The organism is Candidatus Mycobacterium methanotrophicum (genome assembly GCF_023515995.1).
GTDB lineage: Bacteria > Actinomycetota > Actinomycetes > Mycobacteriales > Mycobacteriaceae > Mycobacterium > Mycobacterium methanotrophicum.
The window spans coordinates 4,149,704-4,172,405 of record NZ_CP097320.1; the positions used below are offsets into that span (position 1 = coordinate 4,149,704).

Here is a 22,702-nt window from a genome sequence, read left to right on the forward strand (position 1 = left end):
CTCTCCCTCGCCATCGGTACTCTGGTCGGCTCCTGCGTACCTGCCATCCACTGTAATGGACGGCTCGCCGGGCGTCCTACAGTGCGGTCATTACCGCCATCGCATATGCCCGGCAAAATCTTCAGCCGTAATAAAGGCAACGCAGGAGAGGGGCGAACCGGTTCCCGGCCGGCTGGGTGATCAGTTCGCCACCAGCGAAGGCCGGACCAGCCCGCGTGCGGTGCTGATCCGGCTTTGCGATGTGCGGTGACTGCGTCAGGTCGCAGCGTGGAATGCGTCGATGACATCAGCCGGGATGCGGCCGCGCGTCGACACATTGTGCCCGTTGCGGCGGGCCCACTCGCGGATGGCGGCGCTCTGCTCGCGGTCGATGGCGCCGCGGCCGCGGCTGGAACTATTACGTCCACGCCGGCGGCCGCCGACGCGACGGCCGGCTTCCACCCACTGCTTCAGGTCGTTGCGCAGTTTCGTCGCATTTTTGCTCGAAAGGTCGATCTCATAGGTCACCCCGTCGAGGCCGAATTCGACAGTTTCATCGGCGGCGCCCTCGCCGTCGAAATCATCGACCAGGGTGACGGTCACTTTCTTCGCCATTGGCTGCGCCTCACGCTTTCTTCCCGAGCACTTACAGTGCGAGTTGTTTGGACCGCCCCCGTGAACATCAACCTGCCATATCGAGGCGCATTATTCAACATGCCACCATAGATGACGTCAGTTGCTATGTGGACGAACAATCGGAAACAATACCGTCTCCCTAATTGACAGTCCAGTCAAAGCCATCAACAACCGATCGATACCCATTCCCGTTCCCGTGCACGGCGGCATACCGTACTCGAGTGCCGACAGGAAATCCTCGTCGAGCACCATCGCCTCATCATCGCCGGCAGCCGCGGCTCTCGCCTGCTCAACGAACCTCTCTCGTTGCACCACCGGATCGATCAACTCCGAATATCCGGTGGCTAGTTCGACCCCGCGTATATAAAGGTCCCACTTCTCCGTGACGCCGGCGATGCTGCGGTGCTGACGCGTCAAGGGCGTTGTTTCCACCGGGAAATCCCGAACAAAGGTGGGTGCGGTCAAGCTGGCGCCTACGGTGTGTTCCCACAATTCTTCGATCAGCTTGCCATGCCCATACCCGCGGTCGGCCGGCACCGCGACGCCGAGCGAGTCGGCGATCGCTCGTAAGTGCTCAACACTGGTGAGCGGGGTGATCTCTTCGCCGAGTGCCTCGCATAGCGACGCATACATTTGTATCGACGCCCATTCTCCGTCGATGTCATAGACGCTGCCGTCGGGTAGTGACAGTTGCCTAGTACCGATCGCCTCGTCAGCCACCTGTTGAATGAGCTCGCGTGTCACGACCGCCGAATCGTCATACGTTCCATACGCCTGGTAGGTCTCCAACATGGAAAATTCGGGGGAATGCGTGGAATCGGCTCCTTCGTTTCGGAACACCCGATTAAGTTCGAAGACCTTGTCGAACCCGCCAACGACGCATCTCTTGAGGAACAGTTCAGGTGCGATCCGAAGGAACAGATCGATGTCGAGAGCGTTCGAGTGTGTGACGAACGGCCGGGCCGCTGCACCCCCGGCCAAAGTCTGCAACATCGGCGTCTCGACTTCGAGAAACCCGCGCTGCTCCAGCGCGGACCTTATAGCGCGAGTGACCGCGATCCGCAGCCGGGCAACCGTGCGTGCCTGAGGACGGACGATCAGGTCCACGTAGCGCTGCCGGACCCGCGACTCTTCGCTCATCTCCTTATGCGCCACCGGCAGCGGCCGCAGCGCCTTGGACGCCATCTGCCAGCTGTCGCCGAGGACGGACAGCTCGCCGCGGCGTGAGCTGATCACCTCGCCGTGCACGCAGACGATGTCGCCGATATCCACGTCGGCCTTCCACGCGTCAAGCGCTTGCGCACCGACGCCGGCGACGCTGATCATCACCTGCAGCTGGGTGCCGTCGCCTTCTTGGAGTGTCGCAAAACACAATTTCCCCGAATTACGGGCGAACACCACTCGGCCGGCCACAGCGACGACGTCACCGGTGGTCGAATCGGCGGGCAAGTCGGGGTAAGCGGCACGGATCTGCGCCAGCGTATGGGTGCGGCCGACTTCGACGGGGTACGGATCGCGGCCCTGCTCCGTCAGCCGGGCACGCTTGTCCCGCCGGATCCGGAATTGCTCGGGGATGTCCTCAGGAAGCTCTTGACCGCCGGCGCTCACGACGTGCCAGCTTAAATGACCGTATGCCATCGAGCGTGCGGTTACGGCGCCGAGCGTGAAGGTACCGCGCGAAATCCGCGGGCAGCCTTAGCCAGGATCCACACTCGACGACTAGCGGTTGCCCTCTTCAGCGTGCGGTCTTGACGCGGCCGCGCTGGCTGTCCTGGTTGCGTTCGAACACCAGCCGCAGCCCCTGCAGGGTCAGGTGCTGGTCGTAATGATCGACGGAACGCAGTTCGGTCAACAGCAGCGGCGCGGTGTGGCCGGTGGCTACCACCGTGACCTGGTTTCCTGGGCCGCCGGCGAAACCGTCCACATCGTCGCGAATGCGCCCGACCAGGCCATCCACCAGCCCCGCGAAACCGAACACCGCACCCGCCTGCATGCATTCGACGGTGTTCTTGCCGACCGCCGAGCGCGGCCGGGCCAGCTCCACCCGCCGCAATGCGGCCGAGCGCGCCGCGGCCGCATCAGATGAAACCTGTATCCCTGGCGCGATGGCGCCGCCCAAGAATTCGCCTTTGGCGGATACCACATCCACGCAGATCGACGAGCCGAAGTCGATCACGATGGCTGCAGTTCCGTATTTCTGGAAAGCCGCTAGGCAGTTGACGATTCGATCAGCGCCGACTTCTTTTGGATTGTCCACCAACAGCGGGATGCCGGTGCGGACCCCGGGTTCGATCAACACATGCGGGACCGACCGCCAGTACTGCTTGAGCATCACCCGTACTTCTTGCAGCACAGATGGAACCGTAGACAACGCGGCTGCACCGGTTAGCCGATCGGAATCCTCACCGATGAGACCGTCGATGGTCAAGGCCAGTTCGTCGGCGGTCACTTCCGATTCAGTGCGAATCCGCCACTGCTGCACGACGGTCGCGTGCTCCTTCGAGCCGGCGAGCAGACCGACAACTGTGTGTGCGTTGCGAACGTCGATTGCCAGCAGCACGGCTACGCCACCGTTTTTGGGTCGAGCCTCATCGCGGCGAGACCAGCTCGCCTGCGTCGGCAGGTACGAATGCCGGATCGTGTCCGAGGTCGATCGGTCGGTTGCGGGCGTCGACGAAGACGATCCTCGGCTGGTAGCTGCGCGCCTCGGCATCCTCCATCGTCCCGTAGCCAATCAGGATCACTAGGTCACCGGGATGGACGAGATGTGCGGCGGCGCCGTTTATTCCGATCACGCCGCTGCCACGTTCGCCGGTGATCGCGTAGGTGATGAGCCGGGTGCCGTTGTCGATGTCGACGATGGTCACCTGTTCGCCCTCGAGCAGGTCTGCTACGTCCATCAAGTCGGCGTCGATAGTAACCGAGCCGACGTAATGCAGGTCTGCCTGTGTGACGGTTGCCCGGTGGATTTTCGACTTGAGCATTGTTCGTAACATCAGTTCCTCCAGGATGATTCGTCATGCCCGGTCGGAACCGCAGGCTCTCGCCCGTCGACGCCGACGGTAGTACTGATTTCAATCGCGACATTGTCAAGGAGTCTGGTGGCGCCGAGCCGGGCCGCAACCAGTAGACGGGCGGGGCCGTGCAGCGGCGCGGGCCCGAGTGCGGGATCGCGCACCTGCAGATAATCCACTTCGACAGCGGGCACCTCCGACAGCACAGCCCGCGCGGCCTGCAGCGCCGCGTCCGCGCCCCCCGACGCGGCATGCATCCCCGCCAGCAGCGCCGCCGACAGCACCCCGGCCAGTTCGCGTTGGGCAGGATCGAGGTAGCGGTTGCGCGACGACATCGCCAGGCCATCTGGTTCGCGCGCGATCGCCACCCCAACCACCCGCACATCGACATTGAGGTCGGCGACCATCTGGCGGACCAACACCAGCTGCTGATAGTCCTTCTCGCCGAAGAACACTCGATCAGGTCGCACAATCTGCAGCAGCTTGCACACCACGGTGAGCACGCCGGGGAAATGAGTGGGCCGGGCGGCGCCCTCGAGCTCTGATCCCAGCGGACCCGGATTGACGGCGGTGCGCGGGCCCTCGGGATACATCGCTGCAGCGCTTGGGGTGAAAGCTATTTCAACCCCTTCACCGCGCAGCAGGGCCAAATCGCCGTCAACGATCCGCGGGTAGGTGTCCAGATCTTCGTCGGCGCCGAATTGCAGCGGGTTGACGAAGATCGACACCACCACCACCGAGCCGGGCACCCGTTTGGCGGCCCGCACGAGGGCCAGGTGCCCGTCGTGCAGCGCGCCCATGGTCGGCACCAACATCACCCGCCGACCGGTGTGGCGCAGCGCGCGGCTGACCTCGCCGACATCGCTGGGGCCCGAATAGACGTTGAGTTCGCCGGCATTGAACTTCGACGCCATGTTGTCCGTCATCGCGCCGAGCCCTGTAGGACCTGGAAGACTTCGGCCGGGGCGTGCGCCCGCTCGGCCGTGCGCACGGCGTTCCCCCGATATGCCCGGGCCAGCTGCGGGTCGACGGACGCCAGCGCGCTCAGGTGATCGGCGACTGCGCCGGCATCACCGCGCGCGACCGGGCCGGTGAGCGCCGCCTGCCCTCGTTGCAGGGTGTTCTCCAGCGCGGCGCGGGCCAGCGGCCCGAGTATCCGTTCGGCGATGCCGCCAGGCTGATCGTCGACCAGCTGCTGACCGAGGAGTTCGTTGCCCGACAGCGCAGCCCGCAACGCGTCCAGGGCGTCGGCGAGCACGGTGACGATGTGGTTGCCGGCATGAGCCAGTGCAGCGTGATACAGGGTCCGCGCGTCCTCGCAAACTCCGAACGGCTCGCCGCCGATCTCTAGAACCAGCGATTGCGCGATCGCATATCCGACCTCGTCGGCCGCCGTGATCGCGAAGCAGGTGTCGGGCAGCCGGGAGATGTCCTCGTCGGAACCGGTGAACGTCATCGCCGGATGAATGGCCAGCGGAACGCAGTCCTGCCTGCTCAGCGGTGCCAATACGGCCACTCCGTTGACGCCGGAGGTGTGCGCGACGACGGTGCCCGGCCGCACTGCCGAGGTGGCGGCCAACCCGGAAACCAGCGCGGCCAGCTCGGTGTCCGGTACGGCCAAAAGCAGCAGCTCTGCGTTGCCGGCAACGTCGGGTACCGGCGCTACCGGGGTGTCGGGCAACCAGCGTTCGGCACGCTGCCGCGATGCACGGGAGACAGCGCTGCAGGCCACCACGACATGGTCGACGCGTTCCAGCGCGACGCCCAAAGCCGTTCCGACGCGGCCGGCGGAGATGATCCCCACCTTGAGCCGGGCGGGACGCAATCCGTCGAACTGCACCATCGCAGACGACCCTCACAAGTCTGTTAATTCGTTCCAGTCCTGCTGTGCGGGTACCGGACGGTCGTTAAGACTCTACCCTTGCAACGGCCCGAATCGCGCTGTGGCGTTCGCCTCAGTCCTCGCGGCGCCGACGCCGGCCGCCGCCCGACGAGCTGGGTTGAAGCCGGGCCAGCAACTCCGCGACCGACTGGCCACCGGACGGCGGTGCATCGGTGTCCAACGCGTCGGTGCTGCGATGCCGCGCCGTGGGTGTCGGCGGCGGCGACATGGCCGGTTCCCGGTCAGCTGGTGACTGCGGCGACGGCGACATCGGCGGCGGTGGCGGCGACATCACCGGGGGCGGCGCCGCGGATCCACCGGTGTCGGGGCCCAAGTATGCGTCGGAGCCCGAGTATGCAGAGTCGTCAGCGGAATGCCGGGACCGCGGGCGCTGCCCCGTCTCGGCGATGCCGGAGTGCCGACCCCGCCGCTCGACCGGCGACGCCGACGCGGGTTCGCTCAGAGTGCTGTCGGCCGATTCGGCGATCCAGTTGCCCCCGGCTGTTCCTGGCGGCAGCCGTTGTCCTTCGGAGCTGACCGGCTGCCAACCCGGCGCGATTTCTTCACGGCGGCGGGCCTCTGCGCCAGGCGCCGACCACTCGGGTTGCCGCTGCGCCCCGGTCGCCGGTGGCGTCCCCTGCGCGGGCCAGCCCGTGGGCGGCGTCGACTGGTCCTGGACGGCTTGGTCGTCGCGGCGCCGATACGTATCCCGGTCGGCTTCTGCCTCGCGAGCGCCGGCGGGCTGGTAGGCGTACGGCGCCACCTGGTAGCTATCGACGACCGGCTGCCGCAGCGGTGGGACCAGCGGCTCCTCCGGCACGTCGATGATCGAGCTGTCGTCGACCCGCCGAGGCTCTTCGGCGCGCACCGAGGTGACGCGGTTGACCCGCTCACGAGCGCTTTCGTGTTCCGTGTCCCAGTCGCTGTAGCCCCGCACGGTCCTGCGCTCGGTCTCCAGTGCCGGCAGTTCGCTTAGTTCGGCGTCGAACAAAATCTCCAGGTTGGTGCGCAGGGCGGCCAACTCCGCCCGCAACACTGAGACCTCGTCTGCGGACTGTGCGCGCAATTCGCTGGCCAGCTCGCGACGCAGCTGAGACTCGACGGTCAACTCGTACTCGCGGCGGGCCGAGATTTCGCGGTCCAGTTGCAGGTCGTAAACCAGCTTCAGGTCGCGCGCCCGCGCTTGATCGACGTCGCTTTGCCGGCGGTAGATCACCGACACAAACGCAGCGACGACGGCAGCCCATAGAGCCAGGATCACGGCGAGCCTGAGAAGCTCCGCCCGGTTGGTGAAAACCAGCGCAGAACTGGCGCCGATTGCGAGCACCAGCAACGCCGTCAGCAGTGCCCAACCCGGTCTGCGCCCGCCGCGCCGAACCCGGGCGCCGCGGGACTGATCGGTCATGGCCCGACTGTACCGGCCCGAGGTCACTCCGGTGTCGCCGTGCTCCGGCGATTCTCACCTGGGCTAATTGCGCCACCGAGCCAAGCTAATTTTCCGCACCCTCGCCGTGCTCGCTCGGATCCTGGGGCGACTTGCAGCAATGTTGCAGCCACAGCCCAGCAACCAGCAAAGCCAGCGCACTGGCGGCCGCTACCGCTGTGCCGGTGACGTCTTCGCCAGCTACCCTCAACCACGATCGCCGCGGCAGCAGGTACACCAGGACACCGACCCACCAACCCAGCGCCAACGCGCCCACCCAGGCGGACGCTTTGGCGATGACCAGGCTGCGCGCCACCGATAGCGGATGCAGCCGGCCGGGCCCGTCGCCGATCTCGCCGTCGCCGATTTTGGTCCGGACATAACGCGCCCACGCGGCCTCGGCGACCCCCCCGGCACCCAGTGACAGACCCGTCCAGATGGTGATCGGCGGAAACCACCGGTACAGCAAGACGACCAGCAGGTATCCGACCACCGCGGTGCCGATCACCGCGGCCGTCAGGTCACGTTTCCTGGTCGGGCCCATCAGGTTTCCGGGGTTTCGCCTCGCGGTTCGAGCACCAGCCCGGTCAGCTGCACACCAGCCCGGTCGGCCACGTCCAGCTGGGCGAGCAACTTTGCGACAGGCTGCTTTCCGCCGGTCACCGTCAGCTGCGCGGCCGGGTCCACTGCCAGCCATGGAATCATCACGAAGGCCCGCAGATGAGCCAGCGGATGCGGCAGCCTCAGACCGTTCTCTAGCGAGATCACGTCGGTCTCTCCGGCCGCCGACGTCTCATAGCAGCTGATCAAGTCCACATCGAGCGTGCGCGGCCCCCAACGCTGTCCGCGAACTCGATCGGCGGCCTGCTCCATCTCCTGCGCCCAGCGCAACCAACCACGTCCGTCGAGCGTCGGGTCCTCGGCGATCACCACCGCGTTGAGAAACGGGCCCTGCTCGACGCCGCCCCAGGCCGCCGTCTCATAAACTCCAGAGACCGCTCGCACCGCCGACCCCAGCCGGTCGAGCACCGACTGTAGCCACGCTAACCGGTCACCGATGTTGGACCCGATGGACAGCACCACGCGAGTCATTTGCGCCCCTCTCCCCCGCAAGCGGGTGGGGGTGCCCCCAGCCGCGCAGCGGCGAGGGGGCGTGCCCCCACCTCATCGCTCAGTGCCAATTCGTCGCCGACGCGACTCATAGGCCCCCTCCGGCCGGAACAACCGGTCCGCGGCCCCAGCGCCGCGACCGTCGGGCCACCACCGCCACGTCGCCGAAGGTCTGCGGAATCGGAGCGTGCGGCTTGTGTACCGTCACCTCGACAGCGTGTACGCGCATGTCTTTCATCACGTCCTCGGCGATCTCCCCGGCGACCGTTTCGATCAAATTTCGGGCCGGCCCGGCGATGATAGCGGCCGCTCGATTAGCGAGGCTCCCGTAGTCATAGGTGTCTGCCAAGTCGTCGCTTGCCGCGGCGTCCACCAGGTCGATCCAGACCGTGATATCGACAACAAAATCTTGACCGTCGGCACGCTCATGGTTGAAGACACCGTGTCGGCCGCGAACAGCCAAGCCGCGCAACTCAATTCGGTCAGCCATCAGATCCGACCGCTCCGGCTTTTGTCCACGCGTCGACGACGCGCAGCGCGTCGATCGAGGCCCGCACGTCGTGCACCCGCACTCCCCAAGCGCCATGCAGCGCGGACAACGCCGAAACCACCGCGGTAGCCGTCTCACGCCCGTCGGGTGGCCGCACCGCACCGTCGTGACCGGCCAACAAGGTGCCGAGGAACCGTTTCCGCGACGCCCCGACCAGAACCGGGACGCCGGTGGCCACCAACTCCGGCAAGGCATGCAGCAATGCCCAATTATGCTGGCCGGTCTTGGCGAATCCGAGACCGGGGTCGATGACAAGCTTTGTCGGATCCACGCCGGCGGCAACCGCGTCGTCGACACTGGCGAGCAACTCGGCGCGCACTTCGGCCACCACATCGCGGTAGCGGGGCACGTCGTGGGGACGATCGACCGATACCGATCGCCAATGCATCAACACCCAAGGCACACCGGCTTCGACGAGCAGGCCGGCCATTCCCGCATCGGCGCGTCCACCGGACACGTCGTTGACCATCTGAGCGCCGTTTTCCAGCGCCGCACGCGCCACGCCCGCGTGCACGGTATCGATGCTGACCGTAATGCCTTGTGACGCCAACTCTTTGACGACAGGAACGACGCGGGCGGTCTCCACGCCGGGTTCGATTCGGACCGCGCCGGGCCGGGTCGACTCTCCCCCCACGTCGATGATCGCCGCCCCGTTAGCCGCTAATGCCAGGCCGTGCTCAACGGCGCGGTCAGCGTCCAGGTAGTGCCCGCCATCCGAGAACGAGTCGCCGGTGACGTTCACCACCCCCATGACTTTGACCCGCGTCGTGCTCACTTTCGCAAGATCAGTTCGAGCGCCTCAGCTCGACATGCGTCGTCAGACTTGAACTGTCCACGCACTGCTGACGTGGTGGTAACAGCTCCTGGCTTGCGCACCCCGCGCATCGACATGCACAGGTGTTCGGCTTGGATCACGACGATGACCCCGCGTGGGTCGAGCTTGCGCATCAAGGCGTCGGCGATCTGGGCCGTCAGCCGCTCCTGCAACTGCGGCCGCTTAGCGTACAGGTCGACCAGCCGCGCAATCTTGGACAATCCGGTGACCCGGCCGTCGCGGCCGGGGATGTAGCCCACATGCGCAACGCCATGGAACGCCACCAGGTGGTGTTCACAGGTGGAATAGAGCGGAATCTGGTTGATCATCACCAACTCGTCGTGCTGCTCGTCGAATGTGGTGTCCAGCACCGTGTCCGGATCGGTGTACAGCCCGGCGAACATCTCGCGGTAACTGCGCGCGACGCGGGCGGGAGTGTCTTGCAGACCGTGTCGATCCGGGTCGTCCCCGATCGCATACAGCAGCTCACGGATCGCGGCCTCGACGCGCGCCTGGTCAAAGACCGGGGTGCTCAGGGTCACAGTTCGAGAATTCGGCTGTGCTGTTGAAACCATGGGTGCCCCGTTCGTTCAGCCGTGCGCCGGCGGGTTGGACCGGCTCGGGTCGCCGCCCGGCGGGTCGACGGGCTGGCCGGACTCCGGTGCGGGTGCAGCAGGAGGCGGATACGGCGGATAGGGGGGGTAAGGCTGGCCCGGGGCACCCGCGTAGTGGTGCGGTGGCTGCGGCCAACGTGGCGGCGGCGGAGATTGCGGTGGGTACCAGTAGCCCGGCTGTTGCTGCGGTGGCCAGCCGGGAGCGTGCCAGCCCGCCGGTGCACCGTAGTCGGGTTGGGTCGAGTTGTGCGGTGCGGCACCCTGCCTTTCGCCGGGGCCGTGTGGCGCACCGTGCGAACCGTTGGCGCCGTTTTTCGCTCGTTCGGCCTCGGCCTGTGCGGCATCTTGCGACGCCGCCGCGATGGCGGCCTTGAACGCGGGCTCGGGTGTCGGCTTGGGCCACGGCTCGCCGCGCTCGATGGCCAGCTCGCCCGGCGTCTTGATCGGCGGCTTGTCGGACGGGACGCGGCCGCCGAAGTCGTCGAACATTGTCAGCCGGGGCCGCTTTTCGACGTCGGCAAAGATCGCCTCCAACTCGACACGGTGCAGCGTTTCCCTCTCCAGCAGTTCACCGGCCAGGGTGTCGAGCACATCACGGTATGCGGTAAGGATCTCCCAGGCCTCGGTGTGCGCGGCCTCGATCAGCTTGCGGACTTCGTCATCGATATCGCGCGCGACCTCATGGGAGTAATCCGGCGCAGTGCCCATGGTCCTGCCCAAGAACGGGTCGCCGTGTTCGGTGCCGTACTTGACTGCGCCGAGCTTGGAACTCATCCCGTATTCGGTCACCATCGAGCGAGCTACCTTGGTGGCTTTCTCGATGTCGGATACCGCACCAGTGGTCGGTTCCCGGAACACCAATTCCTCGGCGGCGCGGCCACCCATCGCGAATACCAGTTGCGCGATCATTTCCGACCGGGTCAACATCCCCTTGTCGTCCTCTGGAACCGACACCGCATGACCGCCGGTACGTCCTCTGGCCAGGATGGTCACCTTGTAAATCGGCTCGATATCGGGCATCGCCCAGGCGGCTAGCGTGTGCCCGCCCTCGTGGTAGGCAGTGATCTTCTTTTCCAGTTCGCTGATGACGCGCCCTTTGCGGCGCGGCCCGCCGATCACCCGGTCCACGGACTCCTCGAGGGCAGCCGCTGTGATCACCGTGCCGTTCTCACGCGCGGTCAACAAGGCCGCTTCGTTGATGACGTTCGCCAGGTCAGCACCGGACATCCCGACGGTGCGTTTGGCCAACCCGTCCAGATCGGCGTCGGGGGCCATCGGCTTGCCCTTGGCGTGCACGTGCAGGATCGCCTTGCGACCGGTGATGTCGGGATTGGACACCGGGATCTGCCGGTCGAAGCGGCCGGGCCGCAGCAGGGCCGGATCGAGAATGTCCGGCCGGTTGGTGGCCGCGATCAAGATGACCCCGGCCCGCGGGTCGAAGCCGTCCATCTCGACCAGCAACTGGTTCAGCGTCTGCTCGCGCTCGTCGTGGCCGCCGCCGAGCCCGGCGCCACGCTGGCGCCCCACCGCGTCGATCTCGTCGACAAAGATGATGCACGGGTTGTTCTGCTTGGCCTGCTCGAACAGGTCACGGACGCGGGATGCGCCGACGCCGACGAACATCTCGACGAAATCCGACCCGGAGATCGTGAAGAACGGGACGCCCGCCTCTCCCGCTACCGCGCGGGCCAACAGCGTCTTACCTGTTCCCGGCGGCCCGTAGAGCAACACGCCCTTGGGAATCTTGGCGCCCAACGCCTGGTACCGGCCGGGGTTTTGCAGGAAGTCCTTGATCTCGTAGAGCTCTTCGACCGCCTCGTCGACGCCGGCGACGTCGCCGAATGTTGTCTTGGGCATGTCCTTGGAGAGCTGCTTGGCCCGCGATTTGCCGAAGCCGAAGCCCATCCGGGCGCCGCCCTGCATGCGGGAAAACATCACGAACAAACCGACCAAGAGCAGCAACGGCAGCACGTAGATCAGCAGCGAACCCAAGATATTGCCCTGGTTGACGACGGTGCTGACCTGGGCGCCTTTGCTCGTCAACGACTCGAACAACGGAACCGCGTAACCGGTCGGGTACTTGGTGATGATTTTGTCGGACCCGTCGGTGCCGCTGCTGGCGCTTTTCAGCACTATCCGCACCTGCTGTTCGCGATCGTCGATCTGCGCACTCTTGACGTTGCCGGCCTTGATCTGGGCGATCGCCACAGAGGTGTCGACGGGCTTATAGCCGCGCGTGTCATCGCCGAAGTAGAAGAATGACCAACCAAGCAGCAGCACGACAGCAATCGCCGTGAGCGTGCGGATCACGTTTTTCCGGTTCATCGATCGTCGGCCGCCGCCGGCCAGGTCCTTCCGATACACGCAGCTGGAATAGTCCAGGGTACCGTCCCGTGGAGATCGCGAGTTCAGCGCGGCCGAACGCAGCGGTCGCCAATAGACGGAAATCATGCCGTTTCGATCTGCCGTAAAAACAACGAAGGGCAGTTCCCGACCATTTTCATCGCCGGTGTCAATCACCGGCGGGACTCGACTGCCGAACACCTTTCGGGCCGACCCCGGGGTGTGCTTTGGTGAGACGGTGCCTGACACGGTCCCCGTCACCGAACGCATCGTCAACACCAACGGCGTGCAGCTGCACACCGTTGAAGCCGGTGAGCCCGGCGCACCAGTAGCGGTGCTGGCCCACAGTTTTCCGGAACTCGCCTATTCGTGGCGCCACCAGATCCCGGCGCCGGCCACCGCCGGCTGCCACGTGCCGGCCCCCGATCAGCGGGGCTACGGCGGCTCCAGCCGGCCCGACGGCATCTCCGCCTACAACATTGCAGAGCTTTCGGCCGACCTGATCGGCTTACTCGACGACTTCGGCGCCGAGCGGGCAGTGCTCATCGGTCACGACTGGGGCGCCCCGGTGGTGTGGAGCTCGGCGCAGCTGCATCCCGGCCGCGTGGCGGCGGTTGTCGGTCTCAGTGTGCCGCCGGTGCCACGGGCCCAGGTTCCCCCGGCACAGGCGTTCTGCAGCCTTTTCGGCGACAACTTTTTCTACATGCTCTACTTCCAGGAGCCTGGGGTGGCCGACGCCGAACTAGACGCCGACCCCGCGGAAACCCTCCGCCGAATGATGGCGGGCCTGCGCCCACCGGATGACCGTGCGGCTGCGATGCGGATGATCCGGCCCGGGCCGCAGGGCTTCATCGAGCGGCTACCCGAATCCGACGGCCTGCCGAGCTGGATCACCGCCGAGGAACTCGATCACTACATCGCCGGGTTCACCCGCACGGGGTTCACGGGCGGGCTGCACTGGTACCGGAATCTGGACCGCAACTGGGAAATCTTGGCCGACCCGCCGGCCGCTACCATCTCGGTGCCCGCATTGTTCATCGCCGGCGCCCACGATCCGGTAAGCGCCTTCATGCGCCGCGACCGAATCCAGGAGGTGGTGACCGGTCCCTACCGTGAAGTGATGATCGAGGGCGCCGGGCACTGGCTGCAACAGGAGTGCCCGGATCGCGTCAATGAAGTGGTGCTGGACTTCCTCACGAGTGCGCAGCTGTGAACAGCCGCCCCCTGAACTTCGGTGTCTTCATCACACCGTTTCACCCGACCGGCCAATCGCCCACGGCGGCACTCGAATACGACATGGATCGAGTGGTCGCCCTGGATCGCCTTGGCTTCGACGAAGCCTGGTTCGGAGAGCACCACTCCGGTGGCTATGAGCTGATCTCCTGCCCGGAGGTGTTCATCGCCGCGGCCGCCGAACGGACCAAGCACATCCGGCTGGGCACCGGCGTGGTGTCGCTGCCCTACCACCATCCGCTGATGGTGGCCGACCGGTGGGTGTTGCTGGACCACCTGACCCGGGGCCGGGCGATGTTCGGTGTCGGTCCGGGCGCCCTGCCGTCGGACGCCTACATGATGGGTATCGATCCGGTCGAGCAGCGCCGGATGATGCATGAATCGCTAGAGGCGATGCTGGCGTTGTTCCGCGCCGCACCCGACGAGCGGATCAGCCGCCACTCGGATTGGTTCACGCTGCGCGATGCCCAGCTGCACATCCGTCCCTACAGCTGGCCCTATCCGGAAATCTCGACGGCAGCAATGATTTCGCCCGCCGGGCCGCGGCTGGCCGGCGAGCTGGGCACGTCGCTGCTGTCGCTGTCGATGTCGGTCCCGGGCGGCTATGCGGCGCTGGAAAATGCCTGGGAAGTCGTGTGCGAACAAGCCGGCAAAGCCGGACGCGACGGGCCCGACCGGGCCAACTGGCGAGTGCTGGGCATCGTGCATCTGGCCGACAGCCGAGATCAGGCGATCGACGACTGCACCTATGGCCTGCAGGACTTCGCGAAGTACTTCGGTGCTGCGGGGTTCGTGCCGCTGGCCAACCTGGTCGAGGGCTCGCAGTCGCCTCGCGAGTTCGTCGAAGACTATGCAGCGAGGGGCAATTGCTGCATCGGCACGCCCGACGAGGCGATCGGCTACATCGAAGGCCTGCTGGGCCGGTCCGGCGGATTCGGCGCCTTCCTGCTGCTCGGCCACGACTGGGCGTCTCCGCAGGCAACCTATCACTCCTATGATTTGTTCGCCCGCAAGGTGATTCCGCATTTCAAGGGGCAATTGGAGGCGCCTAGGGCATCCCATGAATGGACCAGGGGCATGCGTGAGCAATTGCTTGGCCGCGCCGGCGAGGCGGTGGTCAAGGCGATCACCGAGCACACCGATGAACTCAAAATGGAAAGCGACAACAGCTGATGCGCGCCGCGGTGTTACGCGAAGGCCGCATGGTCTGTCGCGACGACGTACCCGACCCAGTTCCCGGTCCCGGCCAGGTTTTGGTCGGCGTGCGTTCGTGTGGGATCTGCGGCTCCGATCTGCATTTCGCCGCCCACGGCGCCGAGGTGGTGTCGCTGAGCGGTCAAATGGGGGAAAGTCTCGGCGGCGGCGTGAGCGTCGACTTGAGCCATGACGTCTTCATGGGCCACGAGTTCAGCGCAGAGGTGCTCGAAGCCGGCCCCGACACCGAAACGTTTCCGGCGGGAACGCTGGTTACGTCCATACCGGTACTGATCTCGGGAAAACACGTCGAACCGATGGTCTACCGCAACAAGACGCCCGGCGGCTACGCCGAGCGGATGCTGCTTTCGGCACCGCTGCTACTGCGCATTCCCAACGGCCTGGACCATCGACACGCGGCTTTGACCGAGCCGATGGCGGTCGGGCTGCACGCCGTTAACAAGTCGGGTGTTCAGCCCGGCGAGACCGCGCTGGTGGTCGGTTGCGGACCGATCGGCATCGCCGTGATTGCCGCCCTGCATGCGCGTGGCGTGGAACACATTGTGGCAGCTGACTTCTCGGCGAAGCGGCGTGAGCTCGCCACCACGATGGGCGCTCATCAAACGCTCGACCCCGCGCAGGGCTCACCATTCGACACCGTCAGTCCCACTGTGGTATTCGAGGCGGTCGGGGTGCCCGGCATCATCGATGACGTGATGCGCAGGGCCAGGCACGGCACTCGACTGGTCGTTGTCGGCGTGTGCATGCAGCCCGATACTATGCATCCATTCTTTGCCATTGCCAAGGAGATCCACGTCCAGTTCGTCCTCGCTTACGACCCGAACGAATTCGCCGATTCCCTGCGCGCAATCGCCGAAGGTGAGATCGACGTCGCGCCGGTGATCACCGGCGAAGTCGGCCTGGACGAGGTCGGCGCGGCTTTCGATGATCTCGCCGACCCGGGACAGCACTGCAAGATATTGGTAACGCCCTGATCTGCACTTCGCGGCATGATTTTGCCTTTGGTTGTTATATCTTGAGCCAAGCCGGCTAGCTCACCGAATCCTCCGGAGGAGGCGCCATGCCAACCCCGGGCTGGGCCTGGCGCGGCAGACGTTGCGACGCCGGCCGGTGAGCGGAGCGCCGGCCGCCGCCGGGGCCTCGGATCACTTGCAGCGCAGCCTGGGAACCTTCCTGTTGACCATGTTCGGTGTGGGCGAAACAGTCGGTGCGGGCATCTTCATCGTGCTTTCGCAGTCGGTGCGGCAAGCCGGCCCCGCGGTGGTCATCTCGTTCGTCATCGCCAGCGTCGCGGCAGGACTGGCCGCGGTCTGCTATGCCGAAATGGCCTCGGCGCTCCCGGTTTCCGGATCGGCTTACTCGTACTGCTACGCCACCATGGGCGAGCTCGCGGCAATGGGCGTCGCAGCATGTCTGCTGCTCGACTCTGCGAGCGGCGCCAGCAATCTGCCGGCCATTGTGTTGGTGGCGATGTGTGCGGTCCCGTTAATCCGCGGTGTCAATCAGTCCGCGAGGGCCAACGCGGTGATGGTGGCGATCAATCTCGGTGTGCTGGTAGTTTTCGCGGCCATCGCGTTCACGGCGTTCAAAGCTGATCGCTTCGCCGATCTGGTGCCATTCGGCGTCTCGGGCATCAGCTTGGCCGCCGGCACAATCTTCTTCGCCTACATCGGCATTGACGCGATTTCCACCGCCGGCGACGAAGTCAAAGACCCGCAACATACGATGCCGCGCGCAATCATCTACGCCCTGTTGATCGTCACAGGTGTCCATGTGCTGGTCGCGTTTGCCGCGATGGGCAGCCAGCCGTGGCAGGACTTCCAGGGGGAAGAGGCCGTGCTGGCCGTCATCTTGGACCGCATCACCGGAAACACCGCGGGCAGCACGCTGGTATGTGCTGGGGTGCCTTCTGTAGGGGTAGCTGTACCAATGCGGCACAACTTTCCAGGTCAGACTGCATTTTTCGGTGCGCGACAGGTGTCGCGGACAATTCGGATCGGATTGGCGGCATGAACGGATCGAAGATCGAGTAGACAGAGGTTACGTGGAATCCACCACGACGGGGATGCGACCGGATTTCTCCGGGGTGTCGCTATGCGATGCCGATGGCGCGTCGTCTCAAGGCGCGATTGGGTCCGCGAAATACCCGCGATTTCGCCAATTGAGCCAGAGTTGGGATTTTTCGCGCTACGTGGTCTTGCGCGCGGTCAAGCCCGTCAATGGGCGAGCCGAGCGCCAGCTTTGGGATGCCGCCAGGGGATCCAGCCCGTACCGTCCACGGCGTCGCCGCCCGCACCCAAGACCGCACGCAGCTTCCCCAGCGGATGCAACACCTGCTGGCCCCGCATACGAACGCCGTCAAAGCCCGCCGCGCGGCCTACCGGCAGTCGATCGAGGCCACCGTCGATGAGCGCGTCGAGCAGCAACGCTTCATCGACCACACCTCAGCCGCGACCAGGATCGTGAGCAGGGCATCGATTACGGGCTCGAATTCTGATCGTGCGATCAGAACCTTGACGCCTCGATCACAAGCTTCCTGAGCGAATCGATGGCCGGGTTGAGCAACCCTCCTTGGGCAGAAGCGCTGTCGCCGACGATCACGAAGTGCACGGTCTTCCCGTGATCCTGCACAACGCGTCCTCGGTGGCGGTGGTCACCAACAGCTCCCGGCTGATCCGCTGCCGTCTCGACTAAACCGCGCCTGGCCGGGATTAGCAGCCGCAGTCCTGGCCGCGCCAGGATTGGACGCCTTGCCAGACTGCGGCGGCGGCGATGCCCAACCCGATGACGGGGTCGAGCCACCAGCCGCCGGGCCAGCTCGCGGTGACGGCGAGTCCTGCCAGGACCGCGGCGGCCTGGGCGGCGCATAGGTAGTTCTGGACGCCTTCGCCTGCGGTGGCGGCCGAGTTCAGTCGCGCGCCGAGTTTGTGTTTGGCGCTGCCAAGGATCGGCATCGTCAGCAGCGCGACGCCGGTTAGCACGAGCCCGATGCGGCTGGTCTCGGCGCGCTGCTGGCCAAGTAGGTGGTGAACGGACTCCGCGGCGACGTAGGGGGCCAGTAGCCAAAACGACACCGCGACGCCGTGTTGGGCACGCCGTTCGGCGGTCTCGGACAACGTCCGTGAGCCGGTGAACCGCCATATCACGATCACGCTGGCCAGGCCCTCAACCACGCTGCCCAGCGCCCACCCGGTTAAGGCAATCGACCCCACGGTGAGGCCCTGCCAAAGCCCGACAACGCCCTCGGTGAGCATCCACGCCAGGCTGACCCAGGACAGTATCTGCGCCCACCGAGCCGCCCGGCGCCACCGAGCATCCCGGACCACTGGCATCTGCGGCGCGGATTCCGCTGCGCAGCAGGCGTTCTCACCGATCGCGGGATGGTCGAGGGGTGCGCCGGCGGTGGTCACCGGATCATCTCCGACGTGCGGCTGTCCACACCGTAATTCGGGCATAACACGACCGCCTGACCGGTGGCGTCCAGCACGGTCTCGGCGCAGGCAAGTACGTCGAGCAGCGCGGGCTGGGTGAGCCGAAACAGTGAGGCGCGCCCCACTTGCTCGGATGCCACCAGGTCGCAATCCCGAAGACAGGCAAGATGTTTGGACACAGTGGACTGCGCCAACCCGACCGCTTCGATGAGGTCGGCCACCCGCGCTGGGCCGGCCGCCAACCGCCCGACGATGGCCAATCGGGCGGGATCGCCAAGGGAACGAAACAACGCCGCCGCCGGCGCGAGCTGCATCCGCTGTGCTTGACCGGAGGTCGCATCTATCGTCATTCAGCGATATTATCGCTAAATCGTGGCTAATCCAACGGCCCGGTTCGCTGCTCCCAAGTCGGGTTTGACGCATTTTTCTGCGGCGGCGGTATTGACATGCGCGACGCTCCGCGTGATACGTTCATATGCGCATTAGTGCATCTTTTAGATTCGGTCTCCTGAGTTGAAGAGGTGATCGTGGCAGACGACCTTCAGCGGGCCGCGGCGTCGGCGTCGGCGCGCAGCTCATCGGGCGACGTCGCATTGGGAGGGGACCGCCCGGGCGAGGGTCATGGCCATAGCCATGGGGTATCGGCTGACGGCGACCGCAAATGGTTGGCGATAGCACTGGTGCTGATCGTCGGGTTCATGGTGGCCGAGTTGGTGGTGGGCGTGCTGGCGCACTCGTTGGCGTTGATCTCCGACGCCGGCCACATGCTCACCGACGCAACGTCGATTGTGTTGGCGCTGTGGGTGATTCGGCTTGCAGCACGTCCGGCGGCGGGGCGGATGACCTATGGGTGGAAACGGGTGGAGGTGCTGTCTGCACAGGCCAACGGACTGACCCTGTTGCTGCTGGCGGCGTTGCTCGCCGATGAGGCGATCGGCCGACTCATCCGCCCCACGGCGGTCACCGGCGCCCTGGTGCTGAGCACCGCGCTGGTGGGGATTGTTGTCAATGCGGCGGCGACCTGGCTAATCAGCCGGGCCAACCGCACCAGCCTTAACGTCGAGGGCGCTTTCCAACACATGCTCACCGATTTGTTCGCGTTCATCGCGACTGCGGTTGCCGGGGTGATCATCATGCTGACCGGGTACGCGCGTGCCGACGCAATCGCGACCCTCATCGTGGTGGCGCTGATGGTCAAAGCCGGGTCGGCACTGGTGTGGACCGCGACGAAAATTTTCTTGGAGGCTGCGCCCAAAGAGATCCACCCCACCGAGGTGGGGCAGGCCATGGTCGACCACGATGCGGTGGTGGAGGTGCATGACCTCCACATCTGGGAAATCACCTCCGGTTCGCCGGCGCTGTCAGCGCATGTGCTCGTGGAAGCCAACCGGGATTGCCACGCCATACGCAAAGACCTGCTCGCGCTGCTCACCGAGCAACACCACATCCACCACAGCACGCTACAAATCGACCACATCCCCTCAGATCCGAAATAGCGTGGCGAGAAAGAAGATAGCCATACCTGCGGCCATCATTGCCTGACCGAAGTCACCCAGCGACCGGCGCGGGGCCGTCTTTCGACGCCGATCAAGGGCATACCGGAAAGTCCAGAAGACCGCTGCGACCGCGAAGCCGACGGCACCGATCCAACCCACGACGCTGATCCATAGGGGCGGTTCGTTGGTTGCCGGCATGTTCATCGCAGACATGTCCATGCCCGGCATCGACATACTCGACATATCCGGCCGGGGGCTCGATCCGGCCGGCATCAGATGACGGTCCATGATCGCGTACATCCATGCCGTCGCCAGCATCATCACGCCGTGATAGGCGTACAGCTCCCACCGGGTGGCCGTGCGAACCGCGACGATGGCCATCACCACAAACGTCAGGGCCGCAAGCAGGAAAAACACGGCAGGTCCCGTCGTGGGGAGCCCTGTGCTCCACGGCCAGGCCATCACCACCATCGCAACGGCCATGACGAAGTGCAGTGCATAGTTGACGGCCGACATCCACGGTCGGGATTTGGCGACGACCGCTACCCCATATTCGACAGCGGTCAGCGCAAACAGTCCGGTGACCACCCATCGGAGCACGATGCCGTGAATCATGCGTCGCGACCAAATCGTCGCAGCCGCAGCGAGTTAGTCACCACACTGGCCGAGGAGAGCCCCATCGTCGCGCCCGCAACGATCGGGTTCAGCACGCCCAGCGCGGCAAGAGGGATCGCGGCGGTGTTGTAACCGAAGGCCCAGCCGAGATTCTGATGGATTGTCCGCAGGGTTTGTCTCGACAGCTCGATCGAACGCACCACACCGTCGAGCCGGCCGGACATCAGCGTGATATCAGAGGCCTCGATGGCGACATCGGCGCCGGTGCCAATCGCAATGCCCAGATCGGCTTGCACCAAGGCGGGCGCATCGTTGACGCCGTCACCAACCATCGCAACCACGCGACCCTCGCCCTGCAGCCGCCGAATCTCGGTCACTTTGTCCCGGGGCAACACCTCGGCCAGCACCCGTTCGATGCCGACCTGCTTCGCGATCGCGGCCGCCGTGCGGGTGTTATCGCCGGTGATCATGACGACTTGCAGCCCCATGGCGCGCAGTTGGCGAACCACGTCGACGGCGTCGTCCTTGACGGTGTCGGCCACCGCGAGCACACCGACGACGTGGTCGTCGCGCCCGACGAAAACCGCGGTGCGGCCTCGCTCTTCCAACTCGAGGGCCGCCAGAGCGAGGTCGTCGGGCACCGACAACTCGTGCTCTTCGACGAGCTTGCGCCGCCCCACAAGAACAGATCGCCCGTCGACCCGCGCCCGCACCCCGTGTCCCGCGACGCTGGCGAACCCCGTGGCGGGCGGTACGTTCAACCCACGTTCGAGCGCACCGGCGACAATCGCCGCGCCAATGGGATGCTCGGAGCCCGATTCCACTGCCGCCGCGATCCGCAGCAGCACATCGGGCTGGCGGCGCTTGCCGGCAATGACATCGGTCAGCTGCATTTGGGCGCGCGTGAGGGTGCCGGTCTTGTCGAACACCACGGTGTCGACCTTCTTCGAGACTTCGAGCACGTCACCGCCCTTGACCAGGATCCCCAACTCGGCGCCTCGGCCGGTGCCGACCGTGATCGCCGTCGGGGTGGCCAGGCCCAACGCACACGGGCAGGCAATCATCAGTACCGAAATCGCGGCGGTCATACCGCCCACCGGGTTGGCCACCAATAGCGTCCATCCGACGAAGGTCGTGGCGGCAACGCCAATCACCGCCGGCACGAACACCGCCGATACCCGGTCGACCATCCGTTGTACCGGGGCCTTGCGCCCCTGTGCCTGCTCAACTAGGCGCACGATTTGGGCCAACGCGGTGTCTGCCCCAACGGCGGTGGCGCGCACGGTCAATAGGCCGTCGAGGTTGACCGTTGCTCCTGCGACATGGTCGCCCACGGTCTTCCCGACCGGAACGGACTCGCCGGTGAGCATCGACTCATCCACGGCCGCACGTCCGTCGACGACTTCGCCGTCGACCGGAATTTTCTCGCCCGGCCGTACTCGCACCAGATCCCCGACTTGGACCCGATCGATGGGGACGAGAATTTCCTGTTCGCCGACGAGCAGGCAGGCTTCCTTGGCGCCCATCTCCAGCAGCTTGCTGATTGCCTGTGACGCCTTGCCCTGGGCTCTGGCCTCGAAATAGCGGCCCAACACGACCGATGCACTGATGAGCGCGGCAGTGTCGAAATACACGGGTCCGCCGGTGAATAACTGATAGACGGAGTAGGTGAATGCGGTCATCGTGCCCAGCGCGATCAGCGTGTCCATATTTGCGCTGCCGGCGCGCGCCTGCTGCACCGCCCCCCGCAGAACCGGCCACCCGGACACGAATTGCACCGGTATCGTCACGGCGAAGGCCGACCATTTTGCCCAGGGGTACGCGGCAAGAAACGTCGTCAACCCGAATGAGAGCAGCGACAACGGCACCGCCAGCAATACCCGCAGCAGCCACTTCCGCTGCTGGCTCCCACTATCCTTTCCCGGCGACGCCTGGCACGAGCTCGGCGGCCCGGACTCGCTGCCGCCGCAACCCGCTGGCCCGGTCGACTCGTCGCCGTCCGGCGGCCGGCCGAACAAGCGACGAATCCCGCCGCTGAACTTCCGCGCCCCAATTGTTTTGCGCGCATTAGCCGAGTGCGGAGCGCGCGCGGGCACCGACTCTGCGGGGATATCCCGCGCGGCGGCGATCGCCGACAAGACGCCGTCGGTGTCGCGACTGCCCGGCGAGAAGTAGACGACCACCGATGCCGTACGCGGATAGGCATACACCGCGCACACTCCGGTCACCTTGACGACTGAGTCCTCTATCGCTACGGCGCGAACCTCGTCGAAGCGAAACCCGGTGGCGTGCACCCGCATTCGCCCCGCCGCGTCGGATACAACCTTGAGTGCGATATCGGCGAGCG

The 22,702-nt window shown here is 65.6% G+C and carries 22 protein-coding genes and 2 pseudogenes; 6 read left to right on the top strand and 18 right to left on the bottom strand.

What is annotated here, in order from left to right; translation table 11 throughout:
• Positions 1 to 255: 255 nt before the first annotated feature.
• The 13 genes from lsr2 to ftsH all read right to left on the bottom strand — a co-directional run bounded on the left by lsr2 (position 256) and on the right by ftsH (position 12,347).
• Positions 256 to 594, bottom strand: a complete 339-nt coding sequence (gene lsr2 / locus M5I08_RS21690; protein WP_219067039.1) for a histone-like nucleoid-structuring protein Lsr2 — start codon at positions 592 to 594, stop codon at positions 256 to 258.
• Between the two features lie 117 nt (positions 595 to 711).
• Entirely contained in the window at positions 712 to 2,253 is a 1,542-nt protein-coding gene (lysS, locus tag M5I08_RS21695; protein ID WP_219067038.1) for a lysine--tRNA ligase, read from the bottom strand.
• A gap of 97 nt (positions 2,254 to 2,350) precedes the next feature.
• Positions 2,351 to 3,175, bottom strand: coding sequence for a type III pantothenate kinase (locus M5I08_RS21700; RefSeq protein WP_219067037.1), 825 nt, complete (start codon positions 3,173 to 3,175; stop codon positions 2,351 to 2,353).
• A 28-nt stretch (positions 3,176 to 3,203) separates the two neighbouring features.
• On the bottom strand, positions 3,204 to 3,611 hold the full coding sequence (panD, locus tag M5I08_RS21705) for an aspartate 1-decarboxylase (RefSeq protein ID WP_219067036.1): 408 nt from the start codon (positions 3,609 to 3,611) through the stop codon (positions 3,204 to 3,206).
• On the bottom strand, positions 3,611 to 4,555 hold the full coding sequence (gene panC, locus M5I08_RS21710) for a pantoate--beta-alanine ligase (protein WP_219067035.1): 945 nt from the start codon (positions 4,553 to 4,555) through the stop codon (positions 3,611 to 3,613). The genes panD and panC overlap by 1 nt, the downstream gene beginning before the upstream one ends.
• Complete coding sequence (locus tag M5I08_RS21715) at positions 4,552 to 5,472, bottom strand: Rossmann-like and DUF2520 domain-containing protein (RefSeq protein ID WP_219067034.1); 921 nt, start codon at positions 5,470 to 5,472, stop codon at positions 4,552 to 4,554. The genes panC and M5I08_RS21715 overlap by 4 nt, the downstream gene beginning before the upstream one ends.
• 112 nt (positions 5,473 to 5,584) lie before the next feature.
• Complete coding sequence (locus M5I08_RS21720) at positions 5,585 to 6,916, bottom strand: DUF6779 domain-containing protein (protein WP_219067033.1); 1,332 nt, start codon at positions 6,914 to 6,916, stop codon at positions 5,585 to 5,587.
• An 85-nt stretch (positions 6,917 to 7,001) separates the two neighbouring features.
• Positions 7,002 to 7,478 (bottom strand): DUF3180 domain-containing protein, encoded by a 477-nt coding sequence (locus tag M5I08_RS21725; protein ID WP_219067032.1) that lies wholly within the window; start codon positions 7,476 to 7,478, stop codon positions 7,002 to 7,004.
• Positions 7,478 to 8,026: a 2-amino-4-hydroxy-6-hydroxymethyldihydropteridine diphosphokinase gene (gene folK / locus M5I08_RS21730; RefSeq protein ID WP_219067031.1), complete on the bottom strand. Its 549-nt coding sequence runs from the start codon at positions 8,024 to 8,026 to the stop codon at positions 7,478 to 7,480. The genes M5I08_RS21725 and folK overlap by 1 nt, the downstream gene beginning before the upstream one ends.
• Positions 8,027 to 8,132: 106 nt before the next feature.
• Positions 8,133 to 8,534, bottom strand: coding sequence for a dihydroneopterin aldolase (gene folB / locus M5I08_RS21735; protein ID WP_219067030.1), 402 nt, complete (start codon positions 8,532 to 8,534; stop codon positions 8,133 to 8,135).
• Positions 8,527 to 9,345, bottom strand: a complete 819-nt coding sequence (gene folP / locus M5I08_RS21740; protein WP_370328667.1) for a dihydropteroate synthase — start codon at positions 9,343 to 9,345, stop codon at positions 8,527 to 8,529. The genes folB and folP overlap by 8 nt, the downstream gene beginning before the upstream one ends.
• Positions 9,346 to 9,365: 20 nt before the next feature.
• On the bottom strand, positions 9,366 to 9,983 hold the full coding sequence (folE, locus tag M5I08_RS21745; RefSeq protein ID WP_219067028.1) for a GTP cyclohydrolase I FolE: 618 nt from the start codon (positions 9,981 to 9,983) through the stop codon (positions 9,366 to 9,368).
• A gap of 15 nt (positions 9,984 to 9,998) precedes the next feature.
• On the bottom strand, positions 9,999 to 12,347 hold the full coding sequence (ftsH, locus tag M5I08_RS21750) for an ATP-dependent zinc metalloprotease FtsH (protein ID WP_219067074.1): 2,349 nt from the start codon (positions 12,345 to 12,347) through the stop codon (positions 9,999 to 10,001).
• Between the two features lie 256 nt (positions 12,348 to 12,603).
• Here ftsH and M5I08_RS21755 point away from each other — a divergent pair, with 256 nt between their 5' ends.
• From M5I08_RS21755 to M5I08_RS21770, 4 genes and pseudogenes are all read left to right on the top strand, one after another.
• The gene (locus M5I08_RS21755) at positions 12,604 to 13,578 is read left to right on the top strand and encodes an alpha/beta fold hydrolase (RefSeq protein WP_249762951.1); all 975 of its coding nucleotides are present in this window, start codon (positions 12,604 to 12,606) and stop codon (positions 13,576 to 13,578) included.
• Positions 13,575 to 14,771 (top strand): LLM class flavin-dependent oxidoreductase, encoded by a 1,197-nt coding sequence (locus tag M5I08_RS21760; RefSeq protein WP_219067026.1) that lies wholly within the window; start codon positions 13,575 to 13,577, stop codon positions 14,769 to 14,771. The genes M5I08_RS21755 and M5I08_RS21760 overlap by 4 nt, the downstream gene beginning before the upstream one ends.
• Entirely contained in the window at positions 14,771 to 15,787 is a 1,017-nt protein-coding gene (locus M5I08_RS21765) for a zinc-binding dehydrogenase (protein WP_219067025.1), read from the top strand. Before M5I08_RS21760 ends, M5I08_RS21765 begins: the two co-directional genes overlap by 1 nt.
• Positions 15,788 to 15,887: 100 nt before the next feature.
• A pseudogene (locus M5I08_RS21770) lies at positions 15,888 to 16,715 on the top strand (APC family permease); the annotation flags it as partial.
• Between the two features lie 314 nt (positions 16,716 to 17,029).
• On the opposite strand, the gene M5I08_RS21780 reads toward M5I08_RS21770, so the two are convergent.
• Positions 17,030 to 17,254 carry a hypothetical protein gene (locus M5I08_RS21780; protein WP_219067024.1) on the bottom strand — a complete coding sequence of 75 codons (225 nt, stop codon included), beginning with the start codon at positions 17,252 to 17,254 and terminating at the stop codon, positions 17,030 to 17,032.
• Between the two features lie 172 nt (positions 17,255 to 17,426).
• Here M5I08_RS21780 and M5I08_RS26265 point away from each other — a divergent pair.
• A pseudogene (locus M5I08_RS26265) lies at positions 17,427 to 17,507 on the top strand (hypothetical protein); the annotation flags it as partial.
• Positions 17,508 to 17,524: 17 nt separating this feature from the next.
• On the opposite strand, the gene M5I08_RS21785 reads toward M5I08_RS26265, so the two are convergent.
• Both M5I08_RS21785 and M5I08_RS21790 read right to left on the bottom strand, forming a co-directional pair.
• Positions 17,525 to 18,145, bottom strand: coding sequence for a cation efflux transmembrane domain-containing protein (locus M5I08_RS21785; protein WP_219067072.1), 621 nt, complete (start codon positions 18,143 to 18,145; stop codon positions 17,525 to 17,527).
• A 74-nt stretch (positions 18,146 to 18,219) separates the two neighbouring features.
• Positions 18,220 to 18,594, bottom strand: a complete 375-nt coding sequence (locus M5I08_RS21790) for an ArsR/SmtB family transcription factor (protein ID WP_219067023.1) — start codon at positions 18,592 to 18,594, stop codon at positions 18,220 to 18,222.
• Positions 18,595 to 18,837: 243 nt separating this feature from the next.
• On the opposite strand from M5I08_RS21790, the gene M5I08_RS21795 reads away from it, so the two are divergent.
• Entirely contained in the window at positions 18,838 to 19,740 is a 903-nt protein-coding gene (locus M5I08_RS21795) for a cation diffusion facilitator family transporter (protein WP_249763427.1), read from the top strand.
• On the opposite strand, the gene M5I08_RS21800 is transcribed toward M5I08_RS21795, so the two are convergent.
• Together M5I08_RS21800 and M5I08_RS21805 are read right to left on the bottom strand one after the other, a co-directional pair.
• Positions 19,726 to 20,355, bottom strand: coding sequence for a DUF5134 domain-containing protein (locus tag M5I08_RS21800; protein WP_219067022.1), 630 nt, complete (start codon positions 20,353 to 20,355; stop codon positions 19,726 to 19,728). The two genes, M5I08_RS21795 and M5I08_RS21800, sit on opposite strands and share 15 nt — an antisense overlap.
• A complete protein-coding gene (locus tag M5I08_RS21805) occupies positions 20,352 to 22,655 on the bottom strand; it encodes a copper-translocating P-type ATPase (protein WP_219067070.1) in 2,304 nt (767 codons plus the stop codon). The genes M5I08_RS21800 and M5I08_RS21805 overlap by 4 nt, the downstream gene beginning before the upstream one ends.
• Positions 22,656 to 22,702 lie beyond the last annotated feature (47 nt).